The following is a 14,054-nucleotide window of genomic DNA, read 5'->3' on the forward strand; positions in this document are numbered from 1 at the left end:
CATTGCTCACAAGGAATTCTGCTGGGAAGCCTTGGGAAAAATGCGGGCTAAACCGGGCGCCGCGGGATCGGTGGGTTCTAAAAAATGAGGCGGATTGTGGAACGCATTCCTAAAAATGGGCAGGCGCCGGCTGAATCACCGCATTTCGACGGAATCTGGTGCGTCGAAATGCGGTGTGTCTTTAGCCCGTGGCGAGAACCCGTGGCTCAAAATCAAATCGACCAAACTTTTCGTAACCATCCCGAGGGTGGTGTCCGTGAAACCGAAGTTGGGAACACAAGGCTACGAAATAGGCCGAGTCGGCGTCAGCGAAATTGCTGAACAACAAGTTATCAACAATGGATAACTTATTGATCGGTGTGAGTTCGCATTTTCTTAACGGCTTCATTAGAAATCCGCCGGTAAGGGTGGGGTGGCACGCGATAACGCACGAGTTTGAAGCCTTTTAGAGGAAAAGGTACGCTCCTTTTTTGCAATCGAGACGTCTTTTACAAATCAACCAAACGGTTGAAATGCAACGGGTCAGCTAAAGCGATGCGGCCAACGAGGAAGGACACATCGAGGCCATGGCAAAATCAACGTGATCCCGGTGTTCCTGACCGGTAATTAAAACGACTAAGGGTAAACTTAATTGGGGTTGCTGCATTTGGGCATATTTTGCAATGCGCTGCATTGTTTGCACTTAACCCGCCACCTCGCTTGCCCTCGGGTACACCTGATTCACCCTTGGTCGTAAGGTTCTTACAATGGTTGTGCCACGCGCGCTCGTTTCTTCTCATGCAAAACGGAAATTGGTTCGTTTGTGCTGAAAAGTACACAAGGCTTAAAGTTTGTAAATCGCCGGCCCGATATCTCTCTAAAACACGCCTGTCCCCTCACGCTATCCCACGCGAAAAAGAGGTTGTACTTTGGATTCACTGCGTCATATCTCCAACAGTGCCTGGTACCGTCGCTTTAGCGCGGAAACCAGTGATGATGTCACCTTCTCTCAAACCGTAAAAGTGGTCCTGCGCTTTGCTTTTCCCGGTGGCGGCTCCTCGTTGCTCACCGCGATTACCTTGCTACAAGGACCCACCGAACCGCTGCATGCGGCTTTGGCAGGCGTCGCCGGACACGAACAATCCACCGAAGATTGCCTGGCCTCGGTGTACACCGCCATGTTGCACAAAGCGTATCTGGAAGCTTGGACCCGTTCCCTGGTCGACCTCGACTTGCCCAACAAGGTGGTCGACCTCGCCGAAGAACCCCTGCCCGCGCTCGACGAGTTTCCCGCCGATTTTGCCTACCAACCCGGTCCGGTCGATCCCGTCAACGACGCCCTGTTCGCCCTTTACGAACGCTACGCCATCCGTTTCCTGCGTTTCGCTGAATTGGGCCTGATGGAAAACGGTCTCGAAATTATTCTCGCGGTGATTCGCGGCAACGCCGGTCACTACTTTGCCAAGTACCTCGGCGAGATTCACGCCGCAACCTGGGCCCAAACCCTCAAGGTCGCCAACTAGCCTTATCCTCTTGTCGGCCGTGCGCGCTTGGTGAGAAATGCCGCCGCCGCGGCCGCCAGGTTGGTGTATCATGGTGTTCGCGCTTTTTCAAAAAGGTGCTTAAACGAGGGCATACGGACACATGTGGCGACACTTTTTCTTTTGGACAACGATCTGTCTGGCGGCGGTGAGCACGCTTGCCGGCTTCCAATGGCTCGATGCCGTCGCGCTCCAGACCGTCCGTCCCTGTCAAGCCGCGTGTCCTTGCGATGCGCCCGAACCCCTGGTTCCCCTTGCGGTCGAACCCTGCCAAACGGCCTGCGAGGAACGCGAGGCTGCTTGTGACGGCGCCGCCGAACCGGCTGTCGCCCATATCGGCGATCACCTCGTGCCCAGCATGGATACGCGACCCCTCCTGGAACCCGACCAACCGACGCCGCCGTGTCCCGGTGACTGTCCCGATTGTCACTGCCACGCCGGTGTCGCGATTGCCGACTTGGCGGAAACCGCTTCGCCACCCATGGTTTCACCCCTGGCCGCGTTTATTCCCGAGCCCCATTTCGGGTTTTCCGAGGGTTCGGTTTTTGAATTATTTCGACCACCACGGCTCCCAAACCAACCGCTGATTTAACCCATAACGGTTGAACCGAAAGGCGCCGCTCCGTGCGCTTTTCCGATTGGGGGGAACGGTTTCTACCGTTCTCCGATTAAGGGAGTACCTATGTTTTTGACGGTCCCTGCCGCGCCAACCCCGCGCGCGGCGACCGAGGTCCGGTCGTTTGGCCGAACCCTCTTTGCAACCACCCGACCCATCACCTCGGGTTGTTTGTTGCTTCTGTGTTTTATGATGACAAGTCCCGCTTTTTTAACGGCGGCACTGTTAGCGGAACCCGCATCAACCGCGGCCGAGGCCGGCGATTGGTGTGCCGAACACGAGGTTCCCGAATCCAAATGCACCCTCTGTAACCCGGCTTTGATTCCCGGTTTCCAGGCCGTGAATGATTGGTGTGCCGGCCACGAATTACCCGAATCGATCTGTCCGATGTGCAGCCATGGCGTGCCCGATCCGCCGCCGATTACCGCCGACGATTGGTGCGCCGGCCACGAGGTGCCGGAATCGCGCTGCACGATCTGCCATCCCAAATTGGTGCCCGGCTTCCAAGCCATGGGCGACTGGTGCGCGGAGAAACGCCTGCCGGAATCGGTTTGTCCCCATTGCAACGGCGGCCCACTGTTGGGTGCTAGCGTCGCCCCCGCGCTGTCGGATACCGACTCGCCAACCGTGCCTGCCGGCAACGACTGGTGTGCCGGCCACATGGTGCCCGAATCCAAGTGCACGCTGTGTAACCCCGAGTTGATCCCAGGCTTTAAAGAAGCCGGCGATTGGTGCGCGGAACACGAACTCCCCGAATCCGTGTGCCCGCAATGCAAGCCGCCCGGCATTGATCAGGTACCCATCGAGCAGCGCATCGTGCGTTTCCTCAATCCCGAAAAAGAACAAGAGGCCGGCATTGGGTTTCTCCCCATTCGTCGCGGCGACCACGACGCCGTGCTTGAGGCACCGGCACGGATCGAATTCGACGCCAACCGCGTGGCCGAGGTGCGCGCGGTGGTACCGGGTTTGGTGCAGGCCATCTACATATCTCAGGGTGACCGGGTTGAGGGTACCGATCCCTTGTTTGATTTGGTGAGTCCCGAAATCGGTGAAATCCAAGCGGCCCTGCGCGCGGCCACAACCAAAGTCCGCGTGAAAACCCAGCAACTGAAACGCCAACAAACCCTGGCCGCGCGACATATCGTCGGGGCTTGGGACGTCGAACAGGCGGAGATGGCGCTGGACGTTGCCCGCGCCGAGCTGGCCGCCGCCCAAACCACGCTGGACGCGGTTGGTGCCGATGCCGAAGGCGTGCCCGGCTATTTCACCGTGCGTGCGCCCTTGTCCGGCATCGTGGTGCGTCGCGAGGCCGGCTTGGGTTCCCACGCGGATTTGGAGCATTCACTCGCCAAAATCGTGGACACCAGCCACTTGTGGGTTCTGTGTGAGCTTGCCGAGCGCGATGGGCGCCGCATCCGACCAGGCGCGTTGCTTCATTTCCAGGGCGACGACGGTCAAAGCGCCCAAGGCCGCATCACCTGGATTGCCGCCGAGGTGGATCCAGTCACCCGCACCATTCCCGTCCGTGCCGAAATCGAAAACCCCAACGGCAGCCTACGGGCCCACCAATTCGGCCGCGCCCGCATCATCCTGCCGCACACGCGCGGAACCTGGATGGTGCCCCGCGAGGCCGTACAAACTATTGAAGGACGGGACGTGGTTTTTGTGCGCCGCGAACAGGGTTTGTACCAACCGCGCGAGGTGCAACGCCTCGGCGAAGGCGATTGGGTGCCGGTACGCGGCAGCCTCAGCGCCGGCGATCAGGTGGTGACCACCGGTGCCGTGCTGCTGCTGACCGAAATGTTGCCGGGGAGCATTGGCGCCGGCTGCTGCGAGGTGGAACCGCTGGGTAAAACACGTGGGGGTGGTTAATGCTGACACGGCTCATTGAGGCCTGTTTGGCCCATCGCCCCATTGTTCTGCTGATCACCTTCATTGTGGCCGCCTTCGGGCTGGTCAGCCTCAGCCGCCTGCCCTTCGACGCCTTCCCCGATACCACGCCGATCCAGGTCCAGGTCAACACCACCGCGCCCGCGCTGGCGCCGCTGGAAATCGAACGACAAATCACCTTCCCCCTGGAACAGGCCATCGCCGGTTTGCCAGGTTTGCAGCAGGTGCGCTCGATTTCGAAATTCGGCTATTCGCAAATAACGGTCATTTTCGAGGACGGCATCGACATTTATTTGGCGAGGCAGGTGGTCGGCGAACGCATCGCCACCGCCGAGATACCACCTGGCATTGATCGACCTACACTGGGGCCGGTGGCGACCGGATTGGGCGAGGTGTTTCAATACCTGATCCGCTCCGAAACCTTGTCGCCCCAGGAATTGCGCACCTTGCACCATTGGGTGGTGCGCCCCCAAATGGTGCAGGTTCCCGGCGTGGCCGAAATCAATACCTGGGGTGGTTTTGAGAAGCAATACCACGTCTTGGTGGATCCGCTGCGCCTGGCGAAATACCGGCTGACCCTCGACGATCTCGCCGACTTACTCCAGCGCGCCAACCGCAACGCGGGCGGCGGGGTTCTGAACGTTTCGGGCGCGGCCCAATTAATCCAAGGCCGCGGCTTGGTAAGCAGCGTGGCCGATTTGGAAGGCATGGTCGTGGCGCAGGTTAACGGCACGCCGATTTACCTGCGCGATGTGGCCGACATCGCATTGGGCAGCGAAATCCGTCGCGGCGCGGTCACGGCCGACGGCGAAGGCGAGGTCGTGCTCGGCCTTGGATTTATGCTCATGGGCGAAAACAGCCGCGAGATCACGTTGCGCCTAAAAGAACGCCTGGCCGAGGTACAAAAAGGGCTGCCGGATACGGTCACCCTGGAACCGGTTTACCGCCGCACGGATTTGGTCGACCAGGTGCTCGACACCGTCGCCGAAAACCTGTTTGAGGGCGCCTTGCTGGTGGTGGCGATTCTGTTCGCCATGCTCGGCAACCTGCGCGCCGGCCTGATCGTCGCCCTCGCCATTCCCCTTTCGATGTTGTTCGCCTTCAACGCCATGTTGCAGGTGGGCATCGCCGGCAGTTTGATGAGCCTGGGTGCGATTGATTTCGGTCTGGTCGTCGATAGTTCGGTGATTATGATCGAAAACGCGGCGCGTCGGCTGGAAGAAGACCGCGGCCGACGGTCGGTGCTGGAGGTGGTTCGCGACGCGGCCGTCGAAGTTCGCAAACCCACCCTGTTCGGCGAGCTCATCATCGCCATCGTTTATCTACCGGTGCTCACACTGGAAGGCGTGGAGGGGAAACTTTTCCGGCCCATGGCCTTAACCGTGATCTTCGCACTGCTCGGTTCGATGATTGTGTCGGTCACGCTGATGCCGGTACTGGCGAGTTACGCCCTGCAACGGGGCGCGGGCCACACCCGACCGCGTTTCGCATTGTGGTTGGAACGCCGCTACGCCGCGCTGCTGGGCCGGTTTCTCAAGGTGCGCCGCGTCGTTCTGATTACCACCGCGCTGATCGTGGTGGGCGCGGGTTTTTTGGCCACCCAACTGGGCACCGCGTTTGTGCCGCGTTTGCGGGAACAAGCGATTGTGATCAACACCGTGCGGATGGCCGGTGTTTCCCTCGAAGAATCGGTGCGTTACGGCACACACATCGAGAAACTGCTGCTGGCGGCGTTTCCCGACGAAATTGCCCATATTTGGACGCGCACCGGGACCGGCGAAATCACCACCGATCCCATGGGTCTGGAAGTGTCGGACGTGTTCATCACGCTCACCCCGTGTGACCAATGGCGAAAAGGCGAAACCCAGGACGCGCTGATGGCGGCCATGGAAGGCGCGTTGTACGGTTTGCCGGGCATGCGCAGCATTTTTACCCAACCCATTGAAATGCGGGTTAATGAAATGGTGGCCGGCGTCCGTGCCGATATCGCGGTCAAACTGTTCGGCGACGATTTCGAGGTTTTGCGCCGCGAGGGTGACCGCATTCGCGAACGGATGGAAGCCATCCCCGGCGCCGCGGACGTTACCCTGGAACAGCTTACCGGCTGGACCATGCTGGTGTTGGAGGTGGACCGCGCCGCGGCCGGTCGCCACGGTGTCCCGGTCGCAGAGATCCTGGCCTACATCGACAGCCTCGGCACACGCCGGGTCGGGCGTGTCGTCGAGGGGCAACGCACCTTCGACCTGGTACTCAAATGGCAAGATGCGGCGCGCGAATCGGTTGAGACCGTCGGTCGCATTCCCGTGCTCACCGCGTCGGGGAAACAAATCCCCCTGTCGAACCTGGTGACCATCAAAACCGTGGAGGGTCCCGCCACGGTAAACCGCGAATGGGCCAAGCGACGCATTATGGTGCAGGCCAATGTGCGCGACCGCGATATCGGTTCCTTTGTGAAGGAGCTGCGGGCCGCCCTGGATCAGGACCTCCAACTGCCGGTGGGTTACACCACCCAAATCGGCGGCCAATTCGAAAACATGGAACGGGCGATGCAACGTTTGAGTATGGTGGTTCCGCTTAGTTTCTTGCTGGTGTTTTCGCTGCTGTACCTGACCTATGGGCGCATCGGCCACGTGCTGCGCATCTTCACCGGCATTCCGTTTGGTGCGGTGGGCGGCATCGCGGCCTTGTGGCTGACAGATACCCCGTTTTCGGTATCGGCCGGTATTGGTTTTATCGCTTTATCCGGTGTGTCGGTGTTGGGCGACATGGTGTTGGTGTCGCGCGTGACCCAGCTCCAAAAACAGGGGCAACCGCTGCTCACCGCCGTTCGCGAGGCGGCGCGGACGCGCATGGCGCCGGTTCTGATGACCGGTTTGGTGGCCGCCCTGGGTTTTGTGCCGATGGCGATGAACACCGGGGTCGGTGCCGAAATCCAACGCCCGCTGGCGCTGGTGGTGATCGGCGGCATGACCACGGCGACGGTGGCGACCTTGTTCGTGTTGCCGCTGCTCTACGCCGAATTCAACCGCCGCGAGGAAACCGCGGCGGCAACCTAAAAAAACAGGCCGGAACCGCCTAACGGGGTTTCGGCCTGCCCCGCGTGGTAGTTAGCCACGCCGCGTGGCGGACGGACTTAACATTGCGCGATGGTGAGATCGTAGGTGTCGACCAAGCTGTGCATAAAGGCTTCGGTCGCCTTTGCCTCGGCGCCCGCCAAACGCACAATCAGATGACCGGGTCGCGTTACCTCGCGCTGGAGGGCGACCAAACAATCGTCGCGTTCGTAAAGGTCGAGGTATTCGCTGGTCGCGCCCATCTCGTGGAAGCCGGCTTTGGCGAAGGTCGCCGCCAAGCGTTCGTGCAAAACGCGGGTTTCATCGGCTGGTAGGATCTGGCGCAGCACCTGGGTCGGTGTGTTCCAACGCTTCATGTGCAGCTTCGTAAAAGCCTCGAAATAAAGCAGGTCCCGAAAGCCGTAATGGCAAAAATTCTGTTTGCGTGCGTCTTCCAGCGGTTGGGTGCCCTCTGCTTGGAAAATCATCACATCGTCTTTGCCGACGCGCTCATCCAGGGCCATAAACCAATGCATTTCATCCTGCTTGGGAAATGCCAAAAGATGGTAGTTGTCGCCAACCGGCCACAAGGTCGGATAAACGCCGTGGTACCAGTTGATGATGTCGGCCGCGTTGAGGTTGAGATCGTGAAAAAGCGACGCGCCGACCGAAGTCCCCATGACCCGCAAAAAACTCTCGTAGAGTGGTGGCAGCTCCGCATTTTCGTGAACGCGGTTCAAACGCAAAATATACAAAGCGTCGCCGGCCAGCTCGTCCTGATAGCCGGGGGCGATTCGGTCGAGGTAAGCCAAAAAATCGTGAATGGGTTGGGTGAGAACCGACATGGTAATGCTCCTCATGGGTTGCTTCAACATTGTACGCGACTTGGAAACCTTGGCGTCGCGGGGATTGGCGTAAGACCTACTTGCACTTGTGTTTGTCGCTGTCACACAACATCGGTGGTAATTCGCGTTTACAGGTATCACAGGAGGGTACCGTATCGCCGTGGCTAAAAGTGCGATCCTCACTTTTCAAGCTACCGTTGGGCTGGTGTTCCAAACGCGATTGTTCCACCTTGTACTTGTCGGATTGGAAGGGAGCAAACCATTTCTCACTGACCGTACCAACCGCGTGTCCCGCTTTGAGACAGGCTTGAATCAGTTTCGGCGCGGCACAGTTGCCGCGGGTCGGTGAAGCGGGCGCCGGGTCTTTGGCCATGTCCTTGTACTTTGCGCTCATATCCTTGCGGATTTGGTCTTTCTCTTCTTGGCTTTGCGCCATCTGCAGACGTGGGCTGGTCGCCTCGGAATACGTAGCGTCATTGCTCCCCAAAGCCTCGGGGCCGACGACGATAAACCCTTCTTTTTCGGCAACTTCTTTAAAACCGGGTGTGACAAAAGCACCTGACATCGATGCCCATTTCTTGGGTTTCTCCTCACATTTACACACCAACACGCCCACCATAAACCCGTTTGGAAAATCCTTGTACACGCGTTTTCCATTTTCGTTTAGCTCTTTGGCTTCCGCCATCTTCGCTTTCTGATCTTTTTTCATCTTGTCGAGTTCGGCTTGGTTAGGGTTGTTTTTTTGCAGGTCGGTTTTGATCTTGTTGATTCGTAGGTATTCCGCTTTATCTTCCTTTGAGGCGGATTTAAAAAACGCGGCGATGTCTTTGCCCACGAACCCCTTGAGGTTGTCATGTGCTGTTTGAATCGCCTGGTCATGGGCCTCACTGAGCTCGTCCATCTTCTTACCGATGGCCGCTGCTTCTATAGAAAGGTCACTGATTCTTTTGTCTACTGCTTCGGCTTGTTCCTCCAATTTTTTCAAAAGCTTGCTGCAATCCGCGGCCGCGGACACGGTTTCGTGCGTACGGTGTGTCAAAGGATCTTTGCCACAAACGTCACACGGAGTGTCGTCGCCGTAAGCGGTCGCCGTGACCACCGCCGGATTGCCCATCTGCGTCCAGGCCGTGTTGTAGGTGTTGCCGTTGTGCATGGTGATGTCCATGAAGCGCACCACCCCTTTGCCCTCGGCTTTCACATTCATGCTCGAGGTGCCCCAGGCCATTTTGCCTTTGAACTTACCCGAAACAATGCCGCCCAAGGTGCCCGGCTCATCGCCGGTACTGGTCGACAGTTTCGATTTGGAGATGGCAATCGAATTGCCGGCGATGCGCACCTTTTTGGTGCCTTTGGTTAAGTTGCGATCAAAGGCCACGTTGATATAGGGAATAGGGATCGGTCCGCCCGGCGTCGGTGTTTTGCACACATCCGGGACCGCGCTCACGTTGGTGAGGCTGTCGCCTTTGTGGACGACAGATCGTGAATTGGCGTAAACATTTCCTTTTGACATAATTCCATCCATAAGAAGCGGCCGATTGCCACTTCGTGGTTCAGGGGATAAAGGTCCCTGCCTGTTTCACGGCAGATGTGAAACGGACGCAAGACACTGATAACCCTTGCGGGTCGTGTAGGGACCGATGCGGTAAGTTGGGGAGGACCGCGATCGGTTGGGGGTGGCTCGGTGGGCAGACGCGAACCTTTGAGATAACCGGCGCATGCCGTTGGGAGAGGTGAAGGGAGGTACCTCGGCTTTATGCGCCGCGACGGTACCGCGAGAATCCCTTGACGAAGCTTTTTACTGCAATTGCTGTTCCAGCCATTGTTTTAGCCAGGTGACGAAGGGTTGTTGTTGGCGAATCCACCAATCCGGCTCAAAAAGCAGGCCTGGCGACGGTTGTTGCAAGAAGGCGAGTTCCCACAGGGCCCGGCGTCGCGAATCGAAGGGACTTGTTGGATCGACGATTTCATCGATCAGCGGCGCGATCCCGTAGGCTTTGCCGCGGCGATAGCGGCGTCCCGGCTGGAAAGAAGATCCATTTTGTTCCAGCCAAACCCGCCAGCGGCTTGCATCGGTATCGATGCCGCGGCGGTGGAAACCATCGTTCGCGTCGAAAGCCGCGTCGTCGTGGTCCGCGCGGGCAAGCGAACTCTCTATCTCGGCATCCTCCGCGTCGTCCCAAGGCGAATCCGCGTCTTCGTCTTCCTCTGGTTCTTCTTCCTCTTCGTCCTCCGCTTCATCCTCGTCCTGCCAAGCCAGGTCGGTGGGATCCGGTGGGAAGAGGTCGCGGTTGAGGGCGACCACGTGGTTGTCCGGTACCGCGATCCAGCGTTCGTTGAACAGCGGCGCGCCGGTTAGGATGTACAGGGCGTCGGCCGCGGCTTCAGCCGTTGCCGCGGATGAGGCTAAGGCCGCGATCAATTTGGGAATCACGGCCGCGTCACCGTGGATGCCCAGGAGCAGATAGTGGAGGTTCGCGTCTTCACCTTGTTGGCCCTGTTGCTGGAGCAGCGGCAAATCAGCGGGATCACCGGCCATCGCCATAAGCGCCCATTCCAGTTGCGACAAGGTTTCGCCCGCCTTCACACGGGTGCGCGCCGCGTGGATGGGTCCCTTGCCGCCGAGCAAGAATTGCGCGAGGGCGAAAAGGTCGGCGCTATGGGTGTCGCCTCGATCAAACGCGTGGCGCTGACCGCGTTCCGCGAATTCCAGCACCCCGGTGAGGCCCATCTTGGCCGCGGCCAGCGTGGCTTCCGCCTGAACGCCCACCACCTTGTCGGCGAGCAGGCGTTGCAGCAGGTCGCGGTTTTGTAAACGGCGGTACCCAATCAGCCGTGCGCAATGGCGGCGAACCGAGGGATGGGGAGAGGTCGCTTTTTGTTCGAGCAGGGCGGCCACCGCGTCGGCGTCGCCTACCTCCAGACCGCGGAACCAATGGGCGATCAGGAAATCCGCCTCCTGGTCCTCCTCCAGTTCATCGTGATCCGCGTGGGCCGCCAGCATCGCCAAGCCCTCGCGGCGATGGGCCAGGATAAAGACACCCGCGCGGGCGCTGTCTTCAACCACCCCTTCCGCCGCCTCTTCAGCTATGGCGAGGCCGCGTTCACCGTGGCCCAGCAGCACTTCTAACTTGGGCCAAAGCCGTTCTTCAAAAGTGTCCACCTCGGGCCAATCCAAATCGCCGTCGCGGAAAAGGGCGTCGCGGTGTTCCAGCAACCACTCGATTTCCTCGAAGTGATCGCTGAGCAAGTCATCGTAAAAATCAGCAGCGCCGGCGTGCGCGTGCAAAGGGGTCATCATCAAAGCCTCATTCTTGAAAAACAAGGCCCGCGAGAAGAGCCTGTATTTGGCATAGCGAAAAAAAGACGAGAAATTGGACACGCGAAAAAACACTTGTTTTAGGATTGTGATTCTTGGTACAAAATGCAGTGCTTTGGGTCATAAAGGACCCGAAACCGGCTTTAATATTACCTTCTCGGCTGGACCTTGATTGGTTCTGCGCTTCAACCAAATGCCAAAAATGGCTGTAAGTTATTTTATTCAATAAAGTTAGGCGCGTTATAGCAGCCTTGCCGACAAAGCTTCTCCCTCTAGTTCTTGAATCTCGCCAAATAATGCGACATCGAGTTCCGTAAAAATGGATTTTCGCGTCACTCTGCCCGAGATGCGAAAGCGATCTGCTATGCGTTTCATCGATGAATGAGAGGCTTTATGACCGAATCTTTGAACCTGACCCCTTTCCTAGACCGCTGGTTTATGACGGCCGACCAAGACGGCGAGCCCTGGCTCACCGCGGTTTTGTCCGCGACCTTTGATTTTCCCCGGGCCGCCGGCGAAGCGCCGACGCCCTCCCCAAATCCGTGGCCCATTTTGGAACACGAGCAATACACCGGTGAACCCGGCTGGAGCAGCTTGTACCGCGACGGCCAGGCTCTGCCCGGCCGGCCCGGCACCGATATCGCCCTGTACGGCGTCGCGCGCACGCCCGGCGCCCAACCGCTGGCTTTTCTGGACACCCGTCTGCTGGTCGGCTCCGTGGCGCAGCGGGTCCGTGTCTTCGGGAAACGCACCTGGGTGAACGGCTTTTGGGGTTTCCGGCCCAGCGAACCCGAACCCTTTTGTGACCAACCCCTCGATTATTCCCATGCGTTTGGGGGAATCTGCGCTGCCGGCGAGAACGGCAACGCGCCTTTTGATGCCCGCAATCCCATTGGCATGGGTTTCTATTCCGGTAAGGGCCATGCGATCAATCAGCCGCTCCCCCTGCTGGAAGACCCAGATCAACCGATCACCTCGATTCAGGACCGTCCCCAACCGGCGGGTTACGGTCTGATCGCCCGGTCTTGGCAACCACGCGTGGCTTACGCGGGCACCTATGATGCGCGCTGGCAACGGGAACGGGCGCCGTTGTGGCCGAAAGACTTCGACACCCGTTTTCTCCACGCCGCCCATCCCAACCTGTGTTCGCCCCATCCGCTGCGCGGTGACGAGTCCGTGTACTTAGAAGGTTTCTCCCACGAAGGCCCAAGCCAGTTCGATTTGCCAGGATGCGTGCCACGTTGTAGTGTGAATTTTGGGGAGAAGCGGGAATCACAGAATATGGCGCTGGACGGTTTGATCTTTGACACCGAAACCCGACAGTTCCAAATGGTGTGGCGCGCTTCTTTTTCCTTACGAGAGCGTGCCTACCAAATGCAACGCATTCAATACCGCCTGCGCGAACCATGGGAGACCGCCGCATGACCGAGCATTTAGGTTTTCCTCTGCTTGCCGGCGGCTTGTGTTCCGCCGCCGGATTGGAACGCCGCTTGACCTGCCTGCAGCTCCAGGCCGAAAGTGATGTGTTCGACAGTTATTCGTTCTGGGCCGAGTACCCGGAGGATGACGACTTCTCGTTCCCCTTCGCCGGCGTGCGTTTGTTCGAACGCGCCACCGTGCGCGCCACCCGCTTGGCGCACCTTTTGGTCAGCGCCTTGGACGAAACCCTTGCCTCGGTTGCGCCCGGCTTCGCGGAAAATCCGCCGACGGTCTTGGTGGCCGTGCCGCGTAATCTCAAAACCGCGGAACAGGAGCTGCTCGGCCAGGTTTTTGCCGAAACCGCGGCGCGCCACAACCTGAACCTACCGTCCCCGCGCTGGGTGTTTGGCGGTCGTGAGGCGGCCGGTGAAGCATTGGTCCAAGCACTGCCCCTGCTGCGCGGTGGTGCGCCCGTGATCGTGGCCGCGGTCGACAGCTTGTGCGATCCCGACGAACTGACCAGGCTGCAAAAAGCAAAACGCCTGTTGGAGAAAGGTTCGGAAGGTGTGATTCCGGGCGAAGCCGCCGGTTGTGTGCTGCTCGGTCCCGCGGAGCCGACCCATACCGGCACACGGCTTCTCGCCGCCGCCGCGCGGGCCGACGACGGTTCCGCAACCGTCCTGAGCCAACGAAACAACCTCACCGCGGCTTTTGCCGATGAACGGATTCAGGCGCTCGCCCCGCGGTGCGCCGGCCGTGCCTATGTGGCGAGCACCGGCGAGGGATTTTTGGCGCAAGACATCAACCATGCCTACCTGCGCCATCCCGAATGGTGGCCGGAACCCCTGGATGTCTTTGAATCGGCCTCGGTTCTGGGTGATACCGGCACCGCCGGTACTTTGATCCAAATGTTATTCGCCGATTTCCAAATGCAGCGAACCCAGGGTCAAGGGACGCGGCAGCGCGCCCTGGTGGTGGCCGCCGGCGACAGCGACGCGGGTGCTGTTGTAATGCTTGAACAGGGTGCCGTTTCATGAGGGCTAGGTAAAAACCTCACCGTAACTTGAGCCCGCTTCACCAAATGCTCATGCGTCGGGGGTCTGACCAGATGCTATACCTGTGCCTCGGTATTCTCGCTCTCAGGTCAGACCGGTGGTTGTTGATGCGTCACTTTTTTTGGCGGCCGCACCGGTTGTGTCCTCAGGTTTTTGAGCCCTGTTCTATTGGATGCGGCCTGTTTTTTCACCGCTTAACGCTTGCTGTTTCCTTCAAGCCTACCGGCCCTGATCCCCCGCGTTTTCCCCATTTCCACCATCCCCGCCGAAGGGGTCCTTGTCCTTTTTTCATCGCTTTTCAAAAACCGACGTGAGCGGGAATGTCCGATTTTAAGGTTGT

General features: G+C 59.1%; 9 protein-coding genes. 6 read left to right on the forward strand and 3 right to left on the reverse strand.

Features of this window, described 5'->3' with window-relative positions; all coding sequences use genetic code 11:
* Positions 1-908 precede the first annotated feature (908 nt).
* The 4 genes from J3U88_RS05695 to J3U88_RS05710 all read left to right on the forward strand — a co-directional run bounded on the left by J3U88_RS05695 (position 909) and on the right by J3U88_RS05710 (position 7,082).
* Complete coding sequence (locus J3U88_RS05695) at positions 909-1,502, forward strand: hypothetical protein (protein WP_207857463.1); 594 nt, start codon at positions 909-911, stop codon at positions 1,500-1,502.
* Between the two features lie 121 nt (positions 1,503-1,623).
* Positions 1,624-2,112 carry a hypothetical protein gene (locus J3U88_RS05700; RefSeq protein WP_207857464.1) on the forward strand — a complete coding sequence of 163 codons (489 nt, stop codon included), beginning with the start codon at positions 1,624-1,626 and terminating at the stop codon, positions 2,110-2,112.
* A gap of 90 nt (positions 2,113-2,202) precedes the next feature.
* The gene (locus J3U88_RS05705) at positions 2,203-4,008 is read left to right on the forward strand and encodes an efflux RND transporter periplasmic adaptor subunit (RefSeq protein ID WP_207857465.1); all 1,806 of its coding nucleotides are present in this window, start codon (positions 2,203-2,205) and stop codon (positions 4,006-4,008) included.
* Complete coding sequence (locus J3U88_RS05710; protein ID WP_207857466.1) at positions 4,008-7,082, forward strand: efflux RND transporter permease subunit; 3,075 nt, start codon at positions 4,008-4,010, stop codon at positions 7,080-7,082. The genes J3U88_RS05705 and J3U88_RS05710 overlap by 1 nt, the downstream gene beginning before the upstream one ends.
* Positions 7,083-7,159: 77 nt before the next feature.
* Here J3U88_RS05710 and J3U88_RS05715 read toward each other — a convergent pair whose 3' ends face one another.
* The 3 genes from J3U88_RS05715 to J3U88_RS05725 all read right to left on the reverse strand — a co-directional run bounded on the left by J3U88_RS05715 (position 7,160) and on the right by J3U88_RS05725 (position 11,222).
* Positions 7,160-7,924, reverse strand: coding sequence for a hypothetical protein (locus J3U88_RS05715; RefSeq protein WP_207857467.1), 765 nt, complete (start codon positions 7,922-7,924; stop codon positions 7,160-7,162).
* A 76-nt stretch (positions 7,925-8,000) separates the two neighbouring features.
* The gene (locus J3U88_RS05720) at positions 8,001-9,434 is read right to left on the reverse strand and encodes a DUF4150 domain-containing protein (protein ID WP_207857468.1); all 1,434 of its coding nucleotides are present in this window, start codon (positions 9,432-9,434) and stop codon (positions 8,001-8,003) included.
* A gap of 285 nt (positions 9,435-9,719) precedes the next feature.
* Positions 9,720-11,222, reverse strand: a complete 1,503-nt coding sequence (locus tag J3U88_RS05725) for a HEAT repeat domain-containing protein (protein WP_207857469.1) — start codon at positions 11,220-11,222, stop codon at positions 9,720-9,722.
* Positions 11,223-11,633: 411 nt separating this feature from the next.
* Between J3U88_RS05725 and J3U88_RS05730 the strand changes: the two genes are divergently transcribed.
* Together J3U88_RS05730 and J3U88_RS05735 are read left to right on the forward strand one after the other, a co-directional pair.
* Entirely contained in the window at positions 11,634-12,665 is a 1,032-nt protein-coding gene (locus J3U88_RS05730) for a DUF2169 family type VI secretion system accessory protein (protein WP_207857471.1), read from the forward strand.
* Entirely contained in the window at positions 12,662-13,696 is a 1,035-nt protein-coding gene (locus tag J3U88_RS05735; protein ID WP_207857473.1) for a hypothetical protein, read from the forward strand. Before J3U88_RS05730 ends, J3U88_RS05735 begins: the two co-directional genes overlap by 4 nt.
* Positions 13,697-14,054: the final 358 nt, after the last annotated feature.

The sequence above is a fragment of the Acanthopleuribacter pedis genome, from assembly GCF_017377855.1.
Classification (GTDB): domain Bacteria; phylum Acidobacteriota; class Holophagae; order Acanthopleuribacterales; family Acanthopleuribacteraceae; genus Acanthopleuribacter; species Acanthopleuribacter pedis.

Excerpts from the sequence above, each read along its gene's own strand:
- J3U88_RS05700 (WP_207857464.1), top strand. The coding sequence starts at position 1,624 with ATGTGGCGACACTTTTTCTTTTGGACAACGATCTGTCTGGCGGCGGTG.
- J3U88_RS05705 (WP_207857465.1), top strand. The coding sequence starts at position 2,203 with ATGTTTTTGACGGTCCCTGCCGCGCCAACCCCGCGCGCGGCGACCGAG.
- J3U88_RS05710 (WP_207857466.1), top strand. The coding sequence starts at position 4,008 with ATGCTGACACGGCTCATTGAGGCCTGTTTGGCCCATCGCCCCATTGTT.
- J3U88_RS05715 (WP_207857467.1), bottom strand. The coding sequence starts at position 7,924 with ATGTCGGTTCTCACCCAACCCATTCACGATTTTTTGGCTTACCTCGAC.
- J3U88_RS05720 (WP_207857468.1), bottom strand. The coding sequence starts at position 9,434 with ATGTCAAAAGGAAATGTTTACGCCAATTCACGATCTGTCGTCCACAAA.
- J3U88_RS05725 (WP_207857469.1), bottom strand. The coding sequence starts at position 11,222 with ATGATGACCCCTTTGCACGCGCACGCCGGCGCTGCTGATTTTTACGAT.
- J3U88_RS05730 (WP_207857471.1), top strand. The coding sequence starts at position 11,634 with ATGACCGAATCTTTGAACCTGACCCCTTTCCTAGACCGCTGGTTTATG.
- J3U88_RS05735 (WP_207857473.1), top strand. The coding sequence starts at position 12,662 with ATGACCGAGCATTTAGGTTTTCCTCTGCTTGCCGGCGGCTTGTGTTCC.